24 protein-coding genes are annotated in these 21,804 nt (G+C 72.9%); 11 read left to right on the forward strand and 13 right to left on the reverse strand.

Going from position 1 to position 21,804, the window contains the following annotated elements; translation table 11 throughout:
- The first annotated feature begins 88 nt into the window (after window positions 1–88).
- Both J2S41_RS36740 and J2S41_RS36745 read left to right on the forward strand, forming a co-directional pair.
- Window positions 89–1,345, forward strand: coding sequence for a S1C family serine protease (locus tag J2S41_RS36740; RefSeq protein ID WP_310375212.1), 1,257 nt, complete (start codon window positions 89–91; stop codon window positions 1,343–1,345).
- Between the two features lie 75 nt (window positions 1,346–1,420).
- On the forward strand, window positions 1,421–1,849 hold the full coding sequence (locus J2S41_RS36745; RefSeq protein ID WP_310375214.1) for a twin-arginine translocase TatA/TatE family subunit: 429 nt from the start codon (window positions 1,421–1,423) through the stop codon (window positions 1,847–1,849).
- A 76-nt stretch (window positions 1,850–1,925) separates the two neighbouring features.
- Here J2S41_RS36745 and J2S41_RS36750 read toward each other — a convergent pair whose 3' ends face one another.
- From J2S41_RS36750 to J2S41_RS36760, 3 genes are all read right to left on the reverse strand, one after another.
- Window positions 1,926–3,074, reverse strand: coding sequence for a P-loop NTPase (locus J2S41_RS36750; RefSeq protein ID WP_310375216.1), 1,149 nt, complete (start codon window positions 3,072–3,074; stop codon window positions 1,926–1,928).
- A 234-nt stretch (window positions 3,075–3,308) separates the two neighbouring features.
- Window positions 3,309–3,941 (reverse strand): DUF1003 domain-containing protein, encoded by a 633-nt coding sequence (locus tag J2S41_RS36755; RefSeq protein WP_310375218.1) that lies wholly within the window; start codon window positions 3,939–3,941, stop codon window positions 3,309–3,311.
- A complete protein-coding gene (locus J2S41_RS36760; RefSeq protein ID WP_310375220.1) occupies window positions 3,934–5,208 on the reverse strand; it encodes a magnesium transporter MgtE N-terminal domain-containing protein in 1,275 nt (424 codons plus the stop codon). The genes J2S41_RS36755 and J2S41_RS36760 overlap by 8 nt, the downstream gene beginning before the upstream one ends.
- Window positions 5,209–5,288: 80 nt before the next feature.
- Here J2S41_RS36760 and J2S41_RS36765 point away from each other — a divergent pair, with 80 nt between their 5' ends.
- The gene (locus tag J2S41_RS36765; RefSeq protein ID WP_310375222.1) at window positions 5,289–6,167 is read left to right on the forward strand and encodes a PhzF family protein; all 879 of its coding nucleotides are present in this window, start codon (window positions 5,289–5,291) and stop codon (window positions 6,165–6,167) included.
- Window positions 6,168–6,649: 482 nt separating this feature from the next.
- Here J2S41_RS36765 and J2S41_RS36770 read toward each other — a convergent pair whose 3' ends face one another.
- Window positions 6,650–7,156 carry a hypothetical protein gene (locus J2S41_RS36770; RefSeq protein ID WP_310375224.1) on the reverse strand — a complete coding sequence of 169 codons (507 nt, stop codon included), beginning with the start codon at window positions 7,154–7,156 and terminating at the stop codon, window positions 6,650–6,652.
- 123 nt (window positions 7,157–7,279) lie between these two features.
- Here J2S41_RS36770 and J2S41_RS36775 point away from each other — a divergent pair, with 123 nt between their 5' ends.
- Window positions 7,280–8,233: an IS481 family transposase gene (locus J2S41_RS36775; protein WP_310375226.1), complete on the forward strand. Its 954-nt coding sequence runs from the start codon at window positions 7,280–7,282 to the stop codon at window positions 8,231–8,233.
- Here J2S41_RS36775 and J2S41_RS36780 read toward each other — a convergent pair.
- Window positions 8,230–8,928, reverse strand: coding sequence for an HAD family hydrolase (locus tag J2S41_RS36780; protein WP_310375228.1), 699 nt, complete (start codon window positions 8,926–8,928; stop codon window positions 8,230–8,232). The genes J2S41_RS36775 and J2S41_RS36780 overlap by 4 nt on opposite strands.
- A 141-nt stretch (window positions 8,929–9,069) precedes the next feature.
- Here J2S41_RS36780 and J2S41_RS36785 point away from each other — a divergent pair, with 141 nt between their 5' ends.
- The 3 genes from J2S41_RS36785 to J2S41_RS36795 are packed head-to-tail and all read left to right on the forward strand — an operon-like array spanning window position 9,070 to window position 11,558.
- Window positions 9,070–10,026, forward strand: coding sequence for a DMT family transporter (locus J2S41_RS36785; RefSeq protein ID WP_310375230.1), 957 nt, complete (start codon window positions 9,070–9,072; stop codon window positions 10,024–10,026).
- A 22-nt stretch (window positions 10,027–10,048) separates the two neighbouring features.
- Complete coding sequence (locus J2S41_RS36790) at window positions 10,049–10,558, forward strand: hypothetical protein (protein ID WP_310375232.1); 510 nt, start codon at window positions 10,049–10,051, stop codon at window positions 10,556–10,558.
- 43 nt (window positions 10,559–10,601) lie between these two features.
- On the forward strand, window positions 10,602–11,558 hold the full coding sequence (locus J2S41_RS36795; protein ID WP_310375234.1) for an HpcH/HpaI aldolase/citrate lyase family protein: 957 nt from the start codon (window positions 10,602–10,604) through the stop codon (window positions 11,556–11,558).
- On the opposite strand, the gene J2S41_RS36800 is transcribed toward J2S41_RS36795, so the two are convergent.
- Together J2S41_RS36800 and J2S41_RS36805 are read right to left on the reverse strand one after the other, a co-directional pair.
- Complete coding sequence (locus J2S41_RS36800) at window positions 11,559–11,876, reverse strand: DUF4190 domain-containing protein (protein ID WP_310375235.1); 318 nt, start codon at window positions 11,874–11,876, stop codon at window positions 11,559–11,561.
- Between the two features lie 9 nt (window positions 11,877–11,885).
- Entirely contained in the window at window positions 11,886–12,422 is a 537-nt protein-coding gene (locus J2S41_RS36805; protein ID WP_310375237.1) for a DUF4190 domain-containing protein, read from the reverse strand.
- 110 nt (window positions 12,423–12,532) lie between these two features.
- On the opposite strand from J2S41_RS36805, the gene J2S41_RS36810 reads away from it, so the two are divergent.
- Window positions 12,533–13,348 (forward strand): SDR family NAD(P)-dependent oxidoreductase, encoded by an 816-nt coding sequence (locus J2S41_RS36810; RefSeq protein ID WP_307242840.1) that lies wholly within the window; start codon window positions 12,533–12,535, stop codon window positions 13,346–13,348.
- Window positions 13,349–13,388: 40 nt separating this feature from the next.
- Here the strand turns inward: J2S41_RS36810 and J2S41_RS36815 are convergent, their stop codons facing one another.
- Window positions 13,389–14,489, reverse strand: a complete 1,101-nt coding sequence (locus tag J2S41_RS36815) for an FAD-dependent monooxygenase (protein ID WP_310375241.1) — start codon at window positions 14,487–14,489, stop codon at window positions 13,389–13,391.
- A gap of 108 nt (window positions 14,490–14,597) precedes the next feature.
- On the opposite strand from J2S41_RS36815, the gene J2S41_RS36820 reads away from it, so the two are divergent.
- Entirely contained in the window at window positions 14,598–15,596 is a 999-nt protein-coding gene (locus J2S41_RS36820) for a TetR/AcrR family transcriptional regulator C-terminal domain-containing protein (RefSeq protein ID WP_310375242.1), read from the forward strand.
- Here J2S41_RS36820 and J2S41_RS36825 read toward each other — a convergent pair.
- The 4 genes from J2S41_RS36825 to J2S41_RS36840 form a co-directional block, all read right to left on the reverse strand.
- The gene (locus J2S41_RS36825; RefSeq protein ID WP_310375245.1) at window positions 15,498–16,244 is read right to left on the reverse strand and encodes a hypothetical protein; all 747 of its coding nucleotides are present in this window, start codon (window positions 16,242–16,244) and stop codon (window positions 15,498–15,500) included. The genes J2S41_RS36820 and J2S41_RS36825 overlap by 99 nt on opposite strands.
- A 198-nt stretch (window positions 16,245–16,442) precedes the next feature.
- Entirely contained in the window at window positions 16,443–16,853 is a 411-nt protein-coding gene (locus J2S41_RS36830; RefSeq protein ID WP_310375247.1) for a CoA-binding protein, read from the reverse strand.
- Between the two features lie 14 nt (window positions 16,854–16,867).
- A complete protein-coding gene (locus J2S41_RS36835; protein WP_310375249.1) occupies window positions 16,868–17,950 on the reverse strand; it encodes an Rv2578c family radical SAM protein in 1,083 nt (360 codons plus the stop codon).
- A gap of 48 nt (window positions 17,951–17,998) precedes the next feature.
- Complete coding sequence (locus J2S41_RS36840) at window positions 17,999–19,018, reverse strand: LacI family DNA-binding transcriptional regulator (protein ID WP_310375250.1); 1,020 nt, start codon at window positions 19,016–19,018, stop codon at window positions 17,999–18,001.
- 159 nt (window positions 19,019–19,177) lie between these two features.
- Between J2S41_RS36840 and J2S41_RS36845 the strand changes: the two genes are divergently transcribed.
- Complete coding sequence (locus tag J2S41_RS36845; RefSeq protein ID WP_310375251.1) at window positions 19,178–20,326, forward strand: Gfo/Idh/MocA family protein; 1,149 nt, start codon at window positions 19,178–19,180, stop codon at window positions 20,324–20,326.
- Complete coding sequence (locus J2S41_RS36850; protein ID WP_310375253.1) at window positions 20,323–21,132, forward strand: sugar phosphate isomerase/epimerase family protein; 810 nt, start codon at window positions 20,323–20,325, stop codon at window positions 21,130–21,132. Before J2S41_RS36845 ends, J2S41_RS36850 begins: the two co-directional genes overlap by 4 nt.
- 72 nt (window positions 21,133–21,204) lie before the next feature.
- Here the strand turns inward: J2S41_RS36850 and trxA are convergent, their stop codons facing one another.
- Window positions 21,205–21,567, reverse strand: a complete 363-nt coding sequence (gene trxA, locus J2S41_RS36855) for a thioredoxin (RefSeq protein WP_310375254.1) — start codon at window positions 21,565–21,567, stop codon at window positions 21,205–21,207.
- Window positions 21,568–21,804 lie beyond the last annotated feature (237 nt).

Below are 21,804 nucleotides of genomic sequence, written 5' to 3' on the forward strand. Positions count from 1 at the left end.
GGAACGAGCTATGAGTGACCCGGCGGGATCCGTGTAATCCTGGACGGGTAGCGCCGGGTGGTTCCGGCGAGATTCGGAGGCACCGAACGTGACCGACGGCGGGAATCCGCCCCAGCCGGGCGTGAGCGGCACCTCGGCCCCGCCCGGTTCCGCGTGGTGGTCCGACGCCATGTCCGACCCCTGGCGTAACCCGTACACGCAGGCGGCGGTCGTGCTGCCCGCGGAGCCGGCCGGCGACGGCGAGCCCGAGCCGGTCACCGACCCGGACGCGCCGCGTGCCCACGTCTGGCGTCCCGTCGTGCTGCTCTGCCTGGTCAGCGCGCTGCTGGCCGGCGTGCTCGGCGGCGCCACCGGCTACGCGATGGCGCTGCGCGGCGGCGTCGCGGGCGGCGGCATCCCGGTCGGCGCCGGCGCGCTCGATCCGCCCGCCGCGGCGGCGCGCCCGCCGGAGTCGCTGGCCGGCGTGGTGGAGCGGGTCAGCCCGAGCGTGGTCACCATCCGGGTCAGCGGCCCGGAGGGCGGCGTCGGCTCCGGCTTCGTCGTCAGCCAGGACGGTTACGTGATCACCAACCACCACGTGGTGGAGGGCGCGCGCGGCGCGCTGGCCGTGGTCTTCGAGGACGGCTCCGCGGTGCCGGCCTCGCTGGTCGGCCAGGACCCGGAGTCCGACCTCGCGGTGCTGAAGGTGGAGAAGGAGGGCCTGGTCGCGGTCGACCTCGGTGACTCCGACGCGGTGGCGGTCGGTGACCCGCTGCTGGCGTTCGGCTCCCCGCTGGCGCTGGCCGGCACCGTGACGTACGGCATCGTCAGCGCGGTCGACCGCACCATCCAGTCCGATCAGAGCGGCCAGGTGCGCTACTACGCGGCGATCCAGACCGACGCGGCCGTCAACCAGGGCAACTCGGGTGGCCCGCTGGTCGACGCGGCCGGCCGGGTGGTCGGCGTCAACGCGGTGATCAAGTCGGTGTCCGGCGAGCCGGCGTCCGCGGGCAACATCGGCATCGCCTTCGCCATCCCGATCAACCAGGCGAAACGCGTCAGCCAGGAGATCATCGCGACCGGCAAGGCGCGGCGCACCGTGATCGGCGCGGAGGTCGGCAACGCGTCCAGCGGGCTGACCGGCGGGGTGCGGCTGGACACCGTGCAGCAGAACGGGCCGGCCTCGGCCGCCGGCCTGCGCGCCGGCGACGTGGTCACCCGGCTCGACCACCATCCGCTGAACGACGCGATCGACCTGGTCGCGCTGGTCCGCAAGTACGCGCCCGGCTCGGTGGTGACGGTGGAGTTCCGCCGCGGATCGAGCACACAGACCGCGTCGGTCACGCTGGCCGCGGATGCGCAGTGATGATCCCCCGCTGGCCCCTGCCGCCGGGCCCGGGGCGTGCGTACAGTTGCCGGGGATGGTCGTAGGAGGGGCATTGTGTTCGAGAACCTCAACTGGTGGGAAATCGGCGGGCTGATCCTGCTCGCCCTGCTGATCTTCGGCGATCGCCTGCCGCAGGTCATCCAGGACGGTCTGCGCATGATCCGCAACCTGCGGAACATGGCCCGCGACGCCACCAGTGACCTCGGTCGTGAGCTGGGCACCGACATCCAGCTCGAAGACCTGCACCCGAAGGCCTTCATTCGCAAGCATCTGCTGAGCGAGGAGGACGAGGCGGCCCTGCGCAACCCGATTCAGGGCCTGGTCGACTCCGTGAAGAAGGACGTCACCGGCATCAACGACGAGCTGAAGGACGTCGCCACCTCGATCGACCCGCGCCGTGGCGACCCCGCGCCGGCTACCACCCCGGCCCCGGCCGCCACCCCGGCGAACAAGCCGGCCGCGTTCGACTTCGACGCGACCTGACGGGCGGAAGACCAAGGGCACCGGAGGGTACGTACCCCCGGTGCCCTTCGCGTGTGAAAACGGGCGCGCGTGCGGCTCAGCGGCCGCTCGGCGTCAGGCCCAGCGGCTTGCCGATCAGCGACTCCCGCCGCACCGCCAGCTTCTCCGCCACCGCCTGAAGCGCCGCCGCGGCCGGTGCGTCCGGCGCGGAGACCACGATCGGCGCGCCGCTGTCCCCGGCCTCGCGCACGCGCGTGTCCAGCGGGATCTGGCCGAGCAGCGGGACCTGGGCGCCGATCGTCCGGGTCAGCGACTCGGCCACGGCCGCGCCGCCGCCGGAGCCGAAGATCTCCATCCGCTCGCCGGTCGGCAGCTCCAGCCAGGACATGTTCTCCACCACGCCGACCAGCCGCTGGTGGGTCTGCAGCGCGATCGCGCCGGCCCGCTCCGCCACCTCCGCGGCCGCGGCCTGCGGCGTGGTGACCACCAGGATCTCCGCGTTCGGCAGCAGCTGGGCGAGCGAGATCGCCACGTCGCCGGTGCCCGGCGGCAGGTCCAGCAGCAGCACGTCCAGATCGCCCCAGTAGACGTCGGCCAGGAACTGCTCCAGCGCGCGGTGCAGCATCGGCCCGCGCCAGACCACGGCCGCGTTGCCGGCCGTGAACATGCCGATCGAGATCACCTTCACGCCGTGCGCCTGCGGCGGCATGATCATGTCCTCGACGCGGGTGGGACGGCCGTCCGCGCCCAGCATGCGCGGCACCGAGTGCCCGTAGATGTCCGCGTCGATCACGCCGACGTTCAGACCGCGGGCGGCGAGCGCGGCCGCCAGGTTGACCGTGACGCTGGACTTGCCGACGCCACCCTTGCCGCTGGCCACCGCGTAGACGCGGGTGCGCGAGCCGGGCTGCGCGAACGGGATGACCGCCTGCTGCTGACCGCCGGCGCCGCGCAGCTTCTGCTGGAGTTCCTGGCGCTGCTCGTTGCTCATCACGCCGAAGTCGATGGAGACGGACGTCACACCCGGGACCGCGCCGACCGCGGTGGTGATGTCGCTGGTCAGCTTGTCCCGCAGCGGGCACCCGGAGACGGTGAGCAGGATGCCCACCCGGACCCGGCCGGAGCCGTCGATCTCCAGTGCGCCGACCATGCCGAGGTCGGTGATCGGGCGGCGGATCTCCGGGTCGTCGACCGTGGCCAGCGCGGCCCGGACGGCGTCTTCGACGGTGGTGACTGGGACAGACATGTCGCCAATGCTACGTCCAGGTTCCGGGTGGCCGTCCGGCCGCCGGTCCCGCCCCGCGGAGACGATGGTTACAGCGCGAACCGGCCATTCTAGGCGTACCGCGCCATAAATGATGGTTTTTCCCAATCATCCGGTTCTGGACTGGACGGCGGTACGGCCGGGGTGTCACGATCTCAGGGTGCGGCCGCGCGCCCAGCCCCTTGGGGCGCGCGGCTCAACCCTGCCGTGAGCTGCTCAGAGCTGGTCCACGTGCTCGGGGTCGTATGAGTCGGCGTCGATCGGCTCGTCCAGCTTGGCCGGCTTGCGCTGCTTGGCCGCCCGCTTCTCCGCCTTGTCCGCCTTCTCGGCGGCCTTCTCCGCCGCCTTCTCCGCGCGCCGCTGCCGCCGGTTCGCCTGCTCGTCCAGCTCATCCGCCAGCCGCGCCAACTCGGACCGGACGAAGTCGCGGGTGGACACGTCGCCCAGCGCCACCCGCAGCGAGGCGATCTCCCGCGCCAGGTACTCCGTGTCCGCCTTCTGCATCACGGCCCGGCGCCGGTCCTCCTCGGCCGCGATCCGGTCCCGGTCAGCCTGCCGGTTCTGCGCCAGCAGGATCAGCGGCGCCGCGTACGACGCCTGCAACGACAGAATCAGCGTCAGGAACGTGAACGTGTACGGGTCGAAGCGCAGCGACGCCGGCGCCAGCACGTTCCAGCCGATCCAGATGAGGATCACCACGGTCATGTAGACCAGGAACTTCGCGGTACCCATGTACCGCGCGATGCTCTCCGACCACTGCCCGAACGCCTCCGGGTCGAACTTCGGCAGCCGGATCCGCCCCGGCTCCTGCGGCTGATCGAGCCGCTCTCGCCGCCGGCTGTCAGCCACCGTCGCCTCCCGTCACCCCGCGGGCCGGACCGGGCTCCCGCTCCCGCCAGTCCTCCGGCAGCGAGTGGTCCAGCACGTCGTCGACCGTCACCGCACCCACCAGCCGCTGCTGATCGTCCACCACCGGCATCGCCACCAGGTCGTACGTGGCCATCCGCCGGGTCACCTCGGGCAGCGCGCTCTCCGGGCTGAGCGGCGCGATGTCGTTGTCCACCACACCGCCGAGGATCCGCGACGGCGGCTCGCGCAGCAGCCGCTGGAAGAACACCACGCCGAGGTACTTCCCGGTCGGCGTCGCCATCGGGCCGCGCGTGACGAACACCTGCGCCGCCACCGCGGGCGACAGCTCCGGCTCCCGGATGCGGGCCAGCGCCTCCGCGACCGTGGCGTCCGGCGGCATGATCACCGGCTCGGACGTCATCACCGCGCCGGCCGTGCCCTCGCCGTACGCCATCAGCTGCCGGACCGGGTCGGCCTCGTTCGGCTCCATCAGGTCGAGCAGTTCCTCCTGCTCCGGCGGCGGCAGCTCGGCCAGCAGGTCGGCCGCGTCGTCCGGGTCCATCTCCTCCAGGATGTGCGCGGCCCGCTCCCGGTCCAGCGCGGACACGATCTCGACCTGGTCGTGCTCGGGCAGCTCACCCAGCACGTCCGCCAGCCGCTCGTCGTCCAGCGCGGCCGCGACCTCGTTGCGCCGGGTGTCCGGCAGATCCTGCAACGCGTTCGCCAGGTCGGCCGGGCGCATCTTCTCCAGCATCGCCAGCATGGTGGCGGTGGCGTGCGCGCCGCTGTGCGGGACCAGGCCGCGCACGTCGTCCCAGTCGAACTGCTCCAGGTGGATGCGGCGGGCCAGCCGGATCGTCTGGTCCCGCACCGCCACCCGGCTCAGCGTCCACTCGCCCAGCCGGCTCGCGTCCATCGCCACGTCGACCACGACCGCGTGCCGCCCCTCCGGCGCCACCGACACCGGCCGGCCCAGCAGTTCCCGCAGCACCAGCAGCTCGCTGGCCCGCTTCTCGAACCGGCGCAGGTTCAGCGTGCCGGTGCCGAGCAGCACGGAGTCGGTGTCGATGTCGGTGATCCGGCTGATCGGCAGGAAGATCTGGCGGCGCACCGGCACCTCCGCGACCAGGCCCACCACCTGCGGCGGCCGGCTGGAGGTGCGCAGCCGGGCGACCACGTCGCGCACCCGGCCGACCGTGTCCCCGTTCGGATCGAAGACGGGGAGGCCACCGAGCCTGGCCAGGAACACCCGCGTCGCCGTCGTCACGTGCACAGCCTAGTTGCCGCGCCGCGCTCCGGCTCGCCGGTGATCGAAACGGCGGCCCCGCACCGCCTACCGTGCTGGGTATGACCACAGTGCCGTACGAGATCGTCGACGTCTTCACCGACCGCCCCTTCGCCGGGAACCCGCTCGCCGTGGTCTTCGGCGCCGAGCTGCTCGGCACGGACCAGTTGCAGGCGCTCGCCCGCGAGTTCAACCTCTCCGAGACCGTGTTCGTGCTGCCGCCCACCCCGGCGGCCCCGGACGCGACGTACCGAGCCCGGATCTTCACGCCCGTGGCCGAGCTGCCGTTCGCCGGCCACCCCAGCGTCGGCGCCGCCGTCACCGTGGCCCGGCGCGGCCTGGCCTCGCCGGGCACGCTCCGCCAGGAGTGCGGTGCCGGCGTGCTCTCCATCGACGTCACCTCGCACGGCGAGGGCCGTCTCACCGGCGGTACGCCCACGCTCGGCGACGAGCGCGACCCCGCGCCGCTGCTCGAGGTGGCCGGCCTGACCCCCGCCGACCTGGCCGGGCCACCCCCGCGCCCGGCCGGCTGCGGCCTGGAACACCTCTACCTCTCCGTCCGTCCCGACGCGGTCTCCCGCGCCCGGCTGGACGCGTCCGCCGCCGCCCGCCACGACGTACCGAAGCTGACGATCCTGTCCTGGGACGACTCCACCGGCATCGCGCACCTGCGCATGTTCGGCTCCGGCGTCGGCGTCCCCGAGGACCCGGCGACCGGCTCCGCCGCCCTCGGCCTCGGCGTCTACCTGGTCGGCGCCGGCCTCCTCCCCGGCGACGGCGAGTCCCGCTACACCATCCACCAGGGCGCCGAGATCCACCGTCCCTCCACCCTGGAGTGCACGGTCACCGCCTCCGCCGGCACCGCCGTCTCCGCCACCGTCGCCGGCCACGTCGTCCAGGTCGCCAAGGGCGAGATCGCCGTCCCACCCTTCCTCGGCTGACCCCTCCCCGCCGCCGCTTTGCTCTGCTTACCCGCCCACGACCAGGCAGGTAAGCGGAGCGGTCCGGTCTCGTCCCGCCCGGCTTCGCTCTGCTCACCTGCCGCACCGCGGGTGAGCAGAGCGGCGTCTCGCCCCGGCTTTGCTCTGCTTACCCGCGCGCTGGCGCCCGATCCGGGCGGATTCGTTCCGCGGGCATTTCGCGGCTTTCGTCTAGGTAAGCAGAGCGGGAGTGTGTCGCTCTGCTCTGCTTACCTGCGGCCGGCTGCCGGAATCGCGGCAGTTCGCCGGTCCGGCGTTCTGCGGCTTTCGTTCAGGTAAGCAGAGCGAACGGAGATCACTTGCGCTGCTTACCCACCGGCCGCCGCCCGATCCGGCCGGCTTCGCCCGGCGAGCGTTTCGCGGCTTTTGGTCATGTAAGCAGAGCAAAGGCACGCGAAGAGAGATGCACGGGGACCGCGAGGACGCCCCGTTCAGCAGGGGAGTCAGTGCGGAGCGCGGCGCCCGCGGACCCGGTGGAGGCGGAACGGCTTGCGGGCCGGCCGGGCCGCCGTCGACTCGCGGGGCGGTGCGGCCTGGGAGCCCGACGGCAGCTCGGCGCCCGCGAGGGCCGAGGGCGACGCCGTAACCAGGCGGTTCACCACGCACGACTCCGCCCACCGGGCGACCAGCGCGGCCGTGGACCCCGGCGCGTTCAGCCGCTTGCCGGCGAGTTGGGTGGCCACCGGCTCCCACTCCTCGTCCGCGGGCGAGAGCCGCGACACCGCCGCGTCCCAGGTGACCACCGCACCGCCGTGGTCGCCGCGCAGCGTGACCTGTGCGGCGGCGGCGTCGGCCAGGCCGGGGGCGGCCTGCTCGCCCGGGCCGCTGACCACGTGCAGCGCGCCGTCGACGGCCAGGCACCAGACCGCGGTGGCGGGCCGGCCGTCGACCGAGATCCAGGCCACGGACGCCTTCTTCAGGACCTCGTCCACCAGCGGGTGAGCAGCCATGAGGAACACTCTAGGTGTGCTGTCCCGGGACGTTGGTGACGGGTACGGGATCTTGAACGGGTGAGGACCTTCCGGATAGGTGTGGAGCTACCAGACAGCCGCACCTACTCCAGGAAGGTCCTCATGACGCACGCTAATGCATCCCTGACACCGACCGGGCGGCTGCGCCTGGCCCGCTGCGTCGTCGATGACGGATGGCCGTTACGGGCCGCTGCGGCGCGGTTCCAGGTCTCGCCGACCACCGCACAGCGGTGGGCCCGCCGCTACCGCGAACACGGACCAGCCGGGATGACCGACCGTTCCAGCCGACCGCACCACAGCCCCGCACGCACCCCCGCCCCGATCGAGGCACACGTCCTCGCGATGCGCCGCGCGCACCGCATCGGCCCTGCCCGCCTGGCCACCCGCGCCGGTATCGCACCGTCGACCGCACACCGCATCCTCATCCGGCACGGCGAACCAGTCCTGGCCTGCCTGGACCGAGCCACCGGCGAACCCGTACGCCGCTACGAACGCGACCAGCCCGGCGAACTCGTCCACATCGACGTCAAGAAACTCGCCCGTATCCCCGACGGCGGCGGACACAAAACCCTCGGCCGACCCACCGGCCGCACCAACCGCAACGGCGCAGGCTACGCCTACATCCACACCGCCCTCGACGACCACAGCCGCCTGGCCTACTCCGAAATCCTCCCCAACGAAACCGCCGCCACCTGCGCCGGATTCCTACGCCGCGCCACCGCATGGTTCACCGCACACGGCGTGCGCGTCCACCGCGTCCTGACCGACAACGCCTGGGCCTACACCAAAAACACCTGGCACACCACCTGCGCAGACCTCGGCATCCAACCCCGCCACACCCGGCCCTGGCGACCCCAAACCAACGGCAAAGTCGAACGCTTCCACCGCACCCTCACCGACGAATGGGCCTACCACCAGCCCTACACCACCGACACCGCCCGCTGCGACGCCTACCCCGACTGGCTCGACTGGTACAACTACCACCGACCCCACACCGCCCTCGGCGGCCACCCACCCGCCCACCGCGTCACCAACCTCCCGGAACAGCACATCTAGGCCGGCTCCAGCACCCGGTCGACCAGCGCGATCGTGTCCTCCAGGCCGGTGATGTCCGGGCCGGTCCAGGTGGTGTCGGGGTTGAACGTCAGGTGGCCGGCCAGGTCGGGGGCGCGGAGCCGGACCGCGGTCATGCCGACGGCCTCGGCGCCGCTGAGTTCGCGGCTGCCGCCGTCGCCGACGTAGAGGCACTCCTCGGGGCGGGCGCCGACCAGGGCGGCGGCGCACAGGAACATGCCGGGGTCGGGTTTGCAGACGCCCAGTTCGACGGAGAGCACGCGGGCGTCCAGCAACCGGTTGACCGGGAGCCGGGGCAGGACGTCGGGGAGTTCGTGCGTGCAGTCGCTGACCACGGCGGTGCGCAGGCCGCGGCGGCGCAGCGCGCGGAGCGTGGGCACGGCCTCCGGGCGCAGTGTGGTGTCCGCGTGGATCGCCTCGCGGCGGGCGTCGACGGCGGCGCGCAGCGCGGGGTCGCCGGGGTGCGCCCCGGCCTCGGCCGCGACCCAGCGGAGCGTGTCCTCCGCGCTGCCGAACATGCCGCGGGCGCGCGCGTGATAGGAGCGGTCGAGCACGTCGACCATCGTGGCCGGGTCGCAGCCGAGCATCCGCGCTATCCCGGCGTGGGCCGGGCCGCGGCGTACCGCACGGGTCAGGGTCCCGAAGAAGTCGAACAGCACCGCACGGTACGCGGGCATAATTGATCAATCCTCCCCAAACCGGATTAAACAGCGATCGTTCGGTGTCACAGCGTAGCCGGTCTATGACATTCCGTCCGTGGAAGATTCACCATAGGTAGTCGCGTGGGTGCAAGAAGCGACGTGTAAGGATGAACCACCGTGAGTGAAGTCGATCATCAGGGCTCGCGTGGCGCGCACCCCGGCGCGGGGACCGTTTCCGCACTTGCGGTGGCGGTCGTCGCGATCACCACGTCGTCCCCGCTGATCGCGTTCGCGGCCGCGCCGGGGCTGGCCATCGCGTTCTGGCGCAACGCGCTCGCTGTGGGGGTTCTCACGCCGGTGGCGGTCGTCCGGCGCCGCGCCGAGTTCCGCGCGCTCGCGGGTCCGTACCGTCGGCAGCTGCTGTTCTGCGTGCTGGCCGGCGTCGCGCTCGCGGCGCACTTCGCCACCTGGGTGCCGAGCGTCAAGCTCACCTCCGTCGCGGCCGCGACCGCGCTGGTCTGCACGCAGCCGGTCTGGCAGGGCCTGATCGCGCTGGCCCAGGGCCGCCGCCTGCCGTGGCTGACCTGGGCCGGGATCGGCGTGGCGGTGGCCGGTGCGGCGGCCGCGACCGGCGCGGACCTCGGCGTCTCCACCGAGGCGGTGCTCGGCGACCTGCTGGCGATCGCGGGTGGCGTGTTCGCGGCCGGCTACACCGCGCTCGGCGAGCGGGCCCGCAGCACGCTCAGCACCACCACGTACACCACGGTCTGCTACGGCGTCTGCGCGCTGGTGCTGCTGGCCGTCTGCTTGCTCGGCGGCGTACCGCTCGGCGGTTATCCGGCCGCTACCTGGCTGGCGATCCTCGGCCTGGCCGCGGGCGCGCAGCTGCTCGGGCACTCCATGTTCAACTTCGCGCTGCGTCGTGTCTCCGCCACCACGGTCAGCATCCTGATCCTGCTGGAGGTGCCGGGCGCCGCGCTGATCGCCTGGGCGTGGCTCGGCCAGGCGCCGCCCGCGGCCACGCTGCCGGGCGTGCTGCTGGTGGTCGTGGGCGTGGCGGTGGTCGTGCTGGGCGGCGCGCGGGCCGGGCGGCGTACCGTTGCGCTGTCCACATCGACCGACGCCGAGGTGTGACCCCGGCGGGCAGGAGGCGTGCATGGCGGAGTGGCGGACCGACGGCTGCGGCGGGCGCCGCGAGCCGGAACGGGTCGAGTCGGTGACCGGCGCGCTGCTGGTCACGCCCGCGGACCTGGCGACCGTGCTGGCCCGGGTGGAGTCGGCGGGCCGCGCCCAGTTCCCGGACAGCTTCGCCGGGCTGGAGGTGAACCAGGCCGAGGTGCTCGGCATCGTCTACCGGGTGCCCTCGCCCGACTTCGACGCGTTCCTGCGGGCCGAGGGCGCGGCGGTCTGCCTGGAGGTGCGCGACGCCGCGTACGACCTGCGCACGCTGTTGACGCTCCAGGAGCGCATCGTCGCCGATCTCGGGCACTGGCGTACCGCCGGGATCGAGATCGGCGTGGTCGGCTGCCGCCACGACGGCACCGGCGTCGAGGTCAGCACCCGGCAGGTGGCACAGGCCCAGGACCAACTGCCCCGGCGGTACGGACCCGAGGTGCCGATCTTCGTCCGCGACGAGGCCCCGCCACGCCCGCTGATCGGGTCGTGACATGGCGTAATTTGTGGGGACGCCGCCGCACGAAGGAGTGCCCATGACCGTCGCCGGACGCCCCCGCCGCTCCTGCCTCGCGGTGCCCGGGTCGAGCACGAAGATGCTCGGCAAGGCTCAGGGGCTCCCGGCCGACCAGGTCTTCCTCGACCTGGAGGACGCGGTCGCGCCGCTGGCCAAGGCGGACGCCCGGAAGAACGTGGTGGCCGCGCTGAACGAGGGCGACTGGGCCGGCAAGACCCGCGTGGTCCGGGTGAACGACCTGACCACCCCGTGGACGTACCGGGACGTGGTGGACGTGGTCGAGGGCGCCGGGCCGAACCTCGACTGCGTGATGCTGCCCAAGGTGCAGAGCGCGAGCCACGTGGAGTGGCTGGACCTGACGCTCACCCAGATCGAGCGCGCGATCGGCCTGGAGCCGGGCCGGATCGGCATCGAGGCCCAGATCGAGAACGCGGCCGGTCTGGTGAACGTGGACGCGATCGCGGCCGCGTCCGCCCGGGTGGAGACGATCATCTTCGGCCCGGCCGACTTCATGGCCAGCATCAACATGCGGTCGCTGACGGTCGGCGGCCTCATCCCGGGCTACCCCGGCGACCCGTACCACTACGTGCTGATGCGGCTGCTGATGGCCGCGCGCATGCACGACCGGCAGGCGATCGACGGCCCGTTCCTGCAGATCCGGGACGTGGACGGGTTCCGCGAGGCGGCCGGCCGCTCGGCCGCGCTCGGCTTCGACGGCAAGTGGGTGCTGCATCCGGGCCAGATCGAGGCGGCGAACGAGGTGTACTCGCCCTCCCAGGAGGACTACGACCAGGCGGAGCTGATCCTGGACGCGTACGCGCACGCCACGTCCGAGGCGGGCGGCCGGGTCGGCGCCGTGATGCTCGGCGACGAGATGATCGACGAGGCGTCCCGGAAGATGGCGCTCGTGGTGTCCGCGAAGGGCCGGGCCGCGGGGATGACCCGGACCTCCGCGTTCACGCCGCCGGAGCGTTGATCACGGCGTGCTGCCGGTGCTGCTGAGGATGGCCGCGCCGAAGATGGCGAAGTACGCCACCATGAACAGCACGCCGATCACGACCAGCGCCAGCGCCACCCAGCCGAGCACGATGCCGGTCAGCGCCATGCCGTCGCCCTCCTCACCGCTGGCGCGGATCTCCCGGCGCGCGCGGGTGCCGCAGTAGATCGCGGCGATGCCGACGAGCTGGCAGGTGAACAGCGACGCGATGCCGAGGATCATCGAGACCAGCGCCATCGAGTTCGTCGGCCGCCGCGGCGGCAGCTGCGGCGGGTATGCGTAACCCGGATCCGTCACAGCGGTCTCCTAGTAGTAGGGCCCACCGACGCCGGTGTCGGTCGTCGACGAGTTGTTCACCGCGAAGACGATCACGATGACGATGAACGCGATGATCGCCACGCCGAGCGCGGTCGCGATCCAGCCGGTGATGATGCCGGCCAGCGCCAGGCCGTCGCCGTCGTCGCCGTTCGTCCGGATCTGGCGCCGGGCGACGTGCCCGAGGATCGCGCCGACCGCGGCCAGGAGGCCGCCGGCGCCGTAGCAGGCCAGGCCGAACGCGCCGATGATCGAGACGACCAGCGAGGCGATCGCCGTGCCGTTCGTCTTCCGGGGCGCCCCCCACGCCCCGTACTCGTAGCCGGGCGTCGGGTATCCGGTCGCGTACGGGTACGCCGCGTCCTTGCCCACCGGGTAGGCCATGGGCGGCGGGTAGGCCCCGGCCGGATCGGGGATGGGTGGGTAGCCGGGCCCGGCGGGTCCGGAGACCGGCGGCTGGCCGGCCGGGGGGTGGGCCGGGTACGCCGGATCGCTCCAGCCCTCCGGCTGCTGCGGCGGATATGTCATTCGCGATCTCCGTTGTGGCGCGGGTACGCCATGAGGGTAGACCGCCCGCGCTCGCGCCGCTGCGCCCCCGGTCGTTGCCCCGTTCGCGGTGAGCGGGCAGGATTTCGGACATGACACCCGACTCCGATCCAGTGCCCGCCGACCTTCCTTCGCTCGAGTCGACCACGCTGCGACTGGACGGCCGCGTCGCGCTCGTCACCGGCGCGGGCAGCCCGGACGGCATCGGCTACGCCACCGCCCGCCGGCTGCGGGACCTGGGCGCCAAGGTCGCGATCGTCTCCACCACCCGCCGCATCCACGAGCGCGCCGACGAGCTGTCGGTCACCGGCTTCGTCGCGGACCTGACCGACGAGTCCGAGGTCGGCGCGCTCGCCGACGCGGTCGCGGACACCCTCGGCGACGTGGACGTGCTGGTCAACAACGCGGGCCTGACCAGCCGGGCCTCGCCGGAGGTGCTGCGCCCGGTGGCCCAGCTCACGTACGAGGAGTGGCGCACCGAGATCGACCGCAATCTGAGCACCGCGTTCCTGTGCAGCCGCGCGTTCGTCGGCGGCATGGCCGAGCGCGGCTGGGGCCGGATCGTGAATCTGGCCGCGACCACCGGCCCGGTCAACGCGCTGCCCACCGAGGCGGCGTACGCGGCCGCCAAGGCGGGCGTGGTGGGCCTCACCCGTGCGCTGGCGATGGAGGTCGTGGCGGACGGCGTGAACGTCAACGCGGTCGCGCCCGGCACCATCTACACGGCCGCGTCCACGGTCGCGGAGCTGAAGCAGGGCCTGGACACGCCGATGCGCCGCCCGGGCACGCCGGAGGAGGTGGCGGCCGCGATCACGTTCCTCTGCTCGCCCGCGGCCTCCTACATCACCGGCCAGATGCTGGTGGTGGACGGCGGCAACAGCGTGCGCGAGTCGCAGTACAACCGCTGATCCCTCCGGGGGCGTGCCGCCGGTACGCCCCCGGAGGCTCCTACAGCGCGATGGCGACCTTGGCCGTCTCGATCGCCGCCTCCGACTCCGGGCTGCCCGGCTCGTTCGCCACCAGCGCCTGATTGAGCGCCACGAACGGGCGCATCCGCGCCTCGTACGCGGCCGGCGCCTCGGCCACGCCCGACCGGCCCAGTTCCTCGCCGAGCACCCAGGCGCCGACCAGCGCCAGGCTGGTGCCCTGCCCGGACAGCGGCGACGGGCAGAACGCGGCGTCGCCGAGCAGCGTCACCCGGCCGCGCGACCAGGTGTCCATCCGTACCTGCGCCATCGCGTCGCAGTAGAAGTCCGGCGCCGTTCGCGCGCCCTCGATCAGCCGCGGGAACTCCCAGCCCAGCCCCGCGAACCGCGCCGCCAGCTCGGCCCGCTGCGCCGCCCGGTCCCGGTGGAAGCCCTCGATCGGCCCGGACTCGAAGCCCAGGTTGACCCGGATCTCCGTGTTGTCCCGCGCCGGGTAGATGCCGCCGCCGACGCCCGGTGCCTGGACCCAGACCTGCCAGTCCTCCAGCTTCAGGATGTTCTCCATGGTGTAGACCGCCACGTAGACGCCCAGGTGGTGCAGGAACCGCTCGTCCGGGCCGAAGACCAGCCGGCGGGTGGCCGAGCGCAGCCCGTCCGCGCCCACCACCAGGTCGACCGTGCGCGGTGCGGCGTGCGCGAACTCCACCCGTACGCCGGCGTCCGTCTCGCGCAGCGCGGTGACCGTGTCGCCGAAGACGTGCCGCACGCCGGCCGCGACACCGTGCCGATGCAGCAGCCCGGCCAGATCCTCGCGCAGCACCTCGATGTCCGGGCCGCCCAGCCGCCCGCTGCTGGCCGCGTACTCCTCGGAGCGCATCAGCTCGGTGCCCTCCGCGTCCAGCACGGACATGCCGCGCATCCGGGTACGCAGCTCGCGCAGCTCGCCGAGCAGCCCCATCCGGTCCGCGACGTCGAGCGCGGCGCCGCGGACGTCGAGCGCCTGGCCGCCGGGGCGCGGCGCGGGCGCCCGCTCGACGACCGTGACGTCGAAGCCGTGGGCGCGCAGGCGGAGCGCCAGCGCGGGTCCGGCGACGCCACCGCCGGAGATCAGAACGGAGGTCATGAGTGTCCCCTCGGGATCGACGAATACTCTGTACGCATCTGACTGTACGACGTACATACAGTCTCTGAACAGTGCGAATGTGCGCTAGAGCAGCTATCCTGTGCACTAGTGCAGAGAGGGGTTGCCGTGGCCGAGGAGCCGCCGTTCCAGCGCATCGTCACCGAACTCGGCCGCCGCATCCGGGACGGCGAACTGGCTCCCGGTGACCGCGTCCCGTCCACCCGCCGGATCGCGCGCGAGTGGGGGGTCGCGATGGCCACGGCCACCAAGGCGCTCACCACGCTGCGCCACCTCGGCCTGGTCCGCACCGAGCCGCGCTCCGGCACGATCGTCGCGGACCGCGCGGACCGCGCGGACCGCGCGGACGGCCCGGCGGTCCGGGGCACGCCGCGCGACCTCACCCGCGAGCGCGTGGTCCGCACCGCGATCGAGCTGGCCGACGCGGAGGGGCTGGACGCGCTCTCGATGCGCGCGATCGCGGCCCGGCTCGGCGCGGCCACCATGTCGACGTACCGGCACGTCGCCGACAAGGACGAGCTGACAGCGCTGATGGCGGACGCGGCCTACGGCGAGATCGGCTACCCGGAGGACGAGGAGCCGCTCGCCTGGCGGCCGCGGATCGAGCGGGCCGCCCGCGCGCTCTGGACGCTCTACCGCCGCCACCCCTGGCTGCCGCACGTCGACTCGCTGTTCCGCCCGCTGCCGCTGCCCAACCTGCTGGCCCACGACGAGCAGATCCTGCGGGCGCTGGACGGCCGGGGGCTGACGGCGGAGGAGATGCTCCACCACTCGATCCTGATCTACACCCAGGTGCAGAGCCTCGCCATGCAGTTGGAGCGGGAGGCGCAGGCGCAGTCCACCAGCGGCATCTCCGGCGAGGAGTGGGTCGCGCGCACCTCACCGGCGATGGCCGCGCTGATGGCCGAGGAGCGCCACCCGGTGTGGTCCAGGATGATGGCCGTGGTCACCGCGGACGGGTTCGACCTGGACCTGGACGCGCTGTTCGAGCTAGGCCTCCGGACCACGCTCGACGGTCTCGAGGCGCGGATGGCGGCCCAGCCGGGGGTCGGGCGGGACGACGACCTCGCCGCGCGGGTCGACCGGTGAGTTCAGCTCGGCCCGGCGCTCGGGCGCGCGCAGGTAGGTGACCACGGCCAGGCGCAACTCCGGCGGGTCGATCATCGAGCCGGGCGGCGTGAGGTCGAGCAGCCGCCCGCCGGTCCGCAGCTCCACGTCGCCGTCGTCGTCATCACCGGCCGCGGTCAGCCGCACCGACTCGATCTCCGCCCACGGGATCAGCCGCCCTCGGGTCAGCACGCCCGCCTCGACGATGGCGACCCGGCGCAGCATCGGCAGGTTCAGGTACAGCCGGTACAGCGCCCACAGCGCCACGGCGCACGCCAGCGCGCCGAACAGCAGGCCGAAGCCGTGCGGCGGCCGGGCGCACCAGCCGGCGACGCCGGCGGCCCAGACCGGGAGCGCGGCGTTCATCACCAGGAACCACGCGGTCTCCGGCCGGGACAGCGGCGCGACCAGCCCGGCCGCGGTCCCGCCGCCCGGCAGCCGGATCGAGGGCAGCCAGCGCATCGGCCGGTCCCGGTCGCGCCGCCGCAGCAGCCATCCGGTGCCGAGAGCCAGCAGCGCGCCGGGCATGACCGCGCCGGACAGGTCGGTGCCGTTCCGGACGGCCCAGCCGGTCAGCGCCGCCGCGCCGAGGACGGGAAGCACCACCGCGACACGCAGCACCCTGGACACGCGCGCAGTCTAGAGCCTGTATCGACGTGGGAGTCGGAGCGAGGCGAGGTCCAGGTGTCGTCCGGGTGTGCGGCGCGGAAGTCCGCATACCGGTGTCGTATGTGGGCTTTCGCGACGTGCGGCCAGGCGGCGCCGGGGCCACGCCGCAGCCCGGCATCCCACGGCGATACAGGCTCTGGGACCGGCGCGCCAGCGCGCTCAGCCGCTCACCCGGGACAGCCGGCCCAGCGCGCGCTCCACGGCCAGGCAGCGATCCTCCACGTAGGGAATGCCGGCCGCTTCGGCGATCCGCCGCGCCTGTGCGTTGACGATGCCCTGTTGCAGCCAGATCGACCGCGCGCCGAGCTCGACCGCGGCCTTGACCACGTCCAGCGCGTCCGCGGACGGCCGGAACACGTTCACCATGTCCAGCGGCTCCGGCACGTCGGCCAGGCTCGGGTACGCCCGCACGCCGAAGATCTCGGAGACGAACGGGTTGACCGGGACGATCCGCCAGCCGTGCCGCATCATCTGCATCGGCACGCTGTGCGCCGGCTTGTCCGGGTCGCGGGACGCGCCGACCACCACGATCGTGGATGTGCCGGCCAGGATCTCTCTCGGATCGCTCACCGCACCGACTCTACTCAGAGCAGGGTGAGCTGCTCCGGCTCCGGCGGGGCGGGCGGGACCGGGACCGCGCGGGCCTCGCCCGGCGCGGCCCCGCCCAGCCCGTGCCGCCGCGCCGCCGTACGTACCAGCGTCGCCACCTCCCGCTGGTACGCCTTGGGCGCGTACGACCCGGTCCGGTACAGCTCGCGGTAGCGCGGCACCAGGTGCGGATGGTTGCGCCCGATCCACCGCGCGTACCACTCCCGGGCGCCGGGCCGCAGGTGCAGCGGCAGCGGCGTCACGCTCACCGCGCCGCTGTCCGCGATCGCGGCCACGGTCTCCTCGATCGACGCGGCCGTGTCGGTCAGCCCGGGCAGGATCGGCGCCATCAGCACGCTGACCGCGAAGCCGGCGTCGGTCAGCGCCTTCACCGCGTCCAGCCGGCGGCGCGGGCTGGGCGTGCCGGGCTCGGCCGACCGCCACACGCCCTCGTCGACGAACCCGACGGACATGGAGACGCCGACCCGGGTGACGGACGCGGCCTGGCGCAGCAGCGGCAGGTCGCGCAGGATCAGCGTGCCCTTGGTGAGGATGGAGAACGGGTTCGCGAAGTCGCGGAGCGCCGTGATGATCTCCGGCATCAGCCGGTAGCGGCCCTCGGCGCGCTGGTAGCAGTCCACGTTGGTGCCCATCGCGATGTGCCCGCCCCGCCACGACCGCGCGGCCAGCTCACGGCGCACCAACTCGCCCGCGTTGACCTTGACCACCACCCGGGTGTCGAAGTCGTGCCCGGCGTCCAGGTCGAGGTACGTGTGCGTGTTCCGGGCGAAGCAGTACGTACACGCGTGGCCGCATCCCCGGTACGGATTGATCGTCCACTCGAACGGGACGCGGGACGCGCCGGGCACCCGGTTGATGATTGACTTCGCCCGGATCTCGTAGAACGTCATGCCGGCGAACCCGGGCGTGTCGAACGTCCTGACGACGGCGCTGGGCAGCGCCAGCGGCAGGGGTGGAGCCGCCGGCGCCGCCCTCGGGGAGGACTCCGGAGGAGTCGAGTCCTCCGGTCCCCGCGGGGAGCCGTCGTCGGGGGGAGCCGACAGGTTCGCCCAGCGCATGACCACTAGTCGAACATACGTTCGATCATTCTGTCCAGCGCGACACGCCTACGGGCGAACCGGCCCCGCGCTGTCCCGGCGGATCAGCTCCGCGCCGACCTCCTCGATCCGGTTGCCGGGCTCGCCCGCGCCGTCCAGCGCCAGCGTCATCGCCCGCGCGCCCATCTCGGCCAGTGGCAGCCGTACCGTGGTCAGCGCGGGCGTCACGTCGCGCGCGACCGGCATGTCGTCGAACCCGGCCACGCTGACCCGGCCCGGCACGTCGATGCCGCGGGCGCGCAGCAGCGCCAGCGCGCCGATCGCCATCGAGTCGTTCAGCGCCGCGATCGCGGTCAGGCCGGGCTCCGCGTCCAGCAGCGCGGCCGCGGCCTCGGCGCCACTGTCCCGGTCGAAGTCCGCGTACGCGATCCGCGCGGCCGGCAACTCGTGCCCCCGCTCGCGCGCGGCGCGCCGCAGGCCGGAGAGCCGGTCCGTGGTGGTGGTCAGCAGCTTCGGCCCGGCGATCACGCCGATCCGCCGGTGGCCCAGCGCGTAGAGCTCGGAGCCGAGCAGGTAGCCGCCCATCTCGTTGTCCGGCACCACGGCGTCGCCGGCGTGCTGGTGGCGGCCGATCACCGCGACTCGGCCGCCGCCCTTCTCGTACACCTGGAGCTTGCCGACCAGCGCCCGGGTGAAGTCCTCGTCGTGGTAGCCGGAGCCGGCCAGCACCAGCGCGGCCACCTGGTGCGCGCGCAGCAGCTCGACGTACTCCAGCTCGCGGGCCGGGTCGCGGTAGCTGTTGCAGATGATCACCAGGCGGCCGTGCTCGGTGGCGACGCGCTGCAGCCCCCGGGTGATCTCCGCGAAGTACGGGTCGGAGACGTCGTGCACGATCACGCCGATCGCGCTCCGGTTCGCCCGGGCCAGCGACTGGGCGTGCGCGTTCGGCACGTACTGCAGCTCCTCGACCGCGGCCAGCACCCGCTCGCGCAGCGCGTCGGTGACCGGCTTGGGGCTGCCGTTGATGATCCTGGAGGCGGTCGCGGGCGACACCCCGGCCCGCTTCGCGACCTCGGCCAACGTCGCCATGGGCGGCACGTCCCTTCCGGCGTCCTCATCGCTTGCTGCGAGAGAAGAATATCGACTTCGCAACGTCCGAAGGTTACGGGAAAGCCCTTGCCGGGCCGCTGGTGGCGCCAGTAGATTGCCCAGGAAAGCGCTTACCCGGGGAGCCTGGAGGACCGCACCATGGCGCGAAGGACGATCGGCATCGTGCTCAACGGCGTGACCGGCCGGATGGGCTATCGGCAGCACCTGGTCCGTTCGCTGCTGGCGCTCCGGGAGCAGGGCGGACTGCCGCTGGCGAACGGTGACCGGCTCTACCCGGAGCCGGTCCTGGTCGGCCGCAACGAGGCGAAGCTGCGTGAGATCGCGGAGCGGCACGGGCTCACCGACTACACCACGGACCTGGCCGCCGCGCTGGCCCGGCCGGACGTGGAGATCTACTTCGACGCGCAGGTCACGGCGCAGCGGGAGAAGGCGCTCCGGCTGGCGATCGAGGCCGGCAAGCACATCTACACGGAGAAGCCGACCGCCGAGGACCTGGCCGGCGCCGTCGACCTGGCCCGGCTGGCGGACGCGGCCGGGATCAAGCACGGCGTGGTCCAGGACAAGCTCTTCCTGCCCGGCCTGCGCAAGCTGGACCGGCTGGTCAAGGGCGGGTTCTTCGGCCGCGTCCTGTCCATCCGCGGCGAGTTCGGCTACTGGGTCTTCGAGGGCGACTGGCAGGCCGCGCAGCGTCCCTCGTGGAACTACCGGTCGCAGGACGGCGGCGGCATCGTGGTCGACATGTTCCCGCACTGGCACTACGTGCTGGAGCAGATCTTCGGCGAGGTCAAGGCCGTGACCGCGCACGTCGCCACGCACGTGCCGACCCGCTGGGACGAGTCCGGCGCCGCCTACGACGCGACCGCGGACGACGCCGCGTACGGCATCTTCGAGCTGGCGGGCGGCGTGGTCGCGCAGATCAACTCGTCCTGGGCGGTCCGGGTCTACCGCGACGAACTGGTCGAGTTCCAGGTGGACGGCACCGAGGGCAGCGCGGTCGCCGGCCTGCGCGAATGCCGGATCCAGCACCGGGCCACCACGCCCAAGCCGGTGTGGAACCCGGACCTGCCGGCCACCGAGGACTTCCGCGCGCAGTGGCAGGCCGTGCCGGACAACGAGGAGTTCGACAACGGCTTCAAGGCGCAGTGGGAGCTGTTCCTGCGGCACGTGGCCGAGGACACGCCGTACACCTGGGACCTGTGGGCCGGTGCGCGTGGCGTGCAGCTGGCCGAGCTGGGTCTGCGATCGGCGCGCGAGGGCCGCCGCGTCGAGATCCCGGCCCTGTCGTGAGCCGCGCCCGATTCTCGCTGAACGCGGCCACCACCAAACGCTGGCCGGTGGACGAGCTGTTGGCCGGTGCCGCCGCCGCGGGCATCGGCGGCGTGGGGCTGTGGCGGGAGGAGACGCGGGCCTACGGCGTGGAGAAGGCGGCCGCGCTCGCCCGCGACCTGGGCGTGCCGATCACCACGCTGTGCCGCGGCGGGTTCTTCCAGGAGCCCGGGTGGTACGACGAGAACCGGCGCGCGATCGACGAGGCGCACACGCTCGGCACGCCGGTGCTGGTGCTGGTCTGCGGCGGCCTGCCGGACGGTTCGCGGGACGTGGACGGCGCCCGGCGGCACGTCGGCGACGCGATCGGTGAGCTGGTCCCGCACGCGCGCGCGGCCGGGGTGCGACTGGCGATCGAGCCGCTGCACCCGATGTTCGCCTCCGACCGGTGCGTGGTCTCCACGCTCGGCCAGGCGCTGGACCTGGCCCGGCCGTACCCGGCGGAGTCGGTCGGCGTGTGCGTCGACACGTACCACGTCTGGTGGGACCCGGAGGTCTGGGAGCAGATCGCCCGGGCCGGCGCGGAGCACCGGATCGCCACGTTCCAGGCCGCGGACTGGATCACGCCACTGCCCGAGGGGGTGCTGCTCGGCCGCGCGCTGCCCGGCGACGGCGTGATCGAGCTGCGCCGGTTCCGCGAGGCGGTCGACGCGGCCGGGTACACCGGCCCGGTCGAGGTGGAGGTCTTCCACGCTGACGTCTGGGCCCGCCCGGGAGCGCAGGTGCTGGCCGAGGCGCTGGACGGCTACCTCGCCCACGTCGCCTGACCGGCCCCGGAAAGCCATCGAGGGTACGGCGGGGAGAACCTCCCGGCCGTACCCTCGAATGTCTGTGGATCGTCAGCTCTGCTGCGCGGCGAGCTGGGACTTGACCTCGTCCATGTCCAGCGCCCGGACCTGCTCGATCACCGAGTCCAGCGCGGACGAGGGGAGCGCGCCCGGCTGCGAGAAGACGATCACGCCGTCGCGGATGGCCATGATGGTCGGGATCGAGCGGATGCCGAACTTCATGGCGATCTCCTGCTCGGCCTCGGTGTCGACCTTGCCGAACGTGATGTCCGGGTTCTTCTCGGAGGCCGCCTCGTAGGTGGGGGCGAACCTCACGCACGGGCCGCACCAGCTGGCCCAGAAGTCGACGAGCACGATGCCGTCCTTGCTCGTCACGTCGTCGAAGTTCGCGTCGGTCAGCGCAACGGTCGCCATGTGATGTCTCCGATCTGGCCGTGTGAGGCCTTTCCGTCTCCGGTCATCGAAACCAATCCCCGCCGTGGCGCATTCCCGGCGGGCCGCCGGGCGGGGAGTGGCGCCCGCCTCACCTGGGTAGTTACCCGTTCCGAGCGCCGGCTAGGCGGGTCCGGGCGTGCAGATTTCCTGCGTGCAATTCCCACCCGACTTCGCTCCGCAACGGCGTCGGTTGAGCGCACGGATCTTCCACCGATT

The sequence above is a fragment of the Catenuloplanes atrovinosus genome, assembly GCF_031458235.1.
Taxonomy (GTDB): Bacteria; Actinomycetota; Actinomycetes; order Mycobacteriales; family Micromonosporaceae; genus Catenuloplanes; species Catenuloplanes atrovinosus.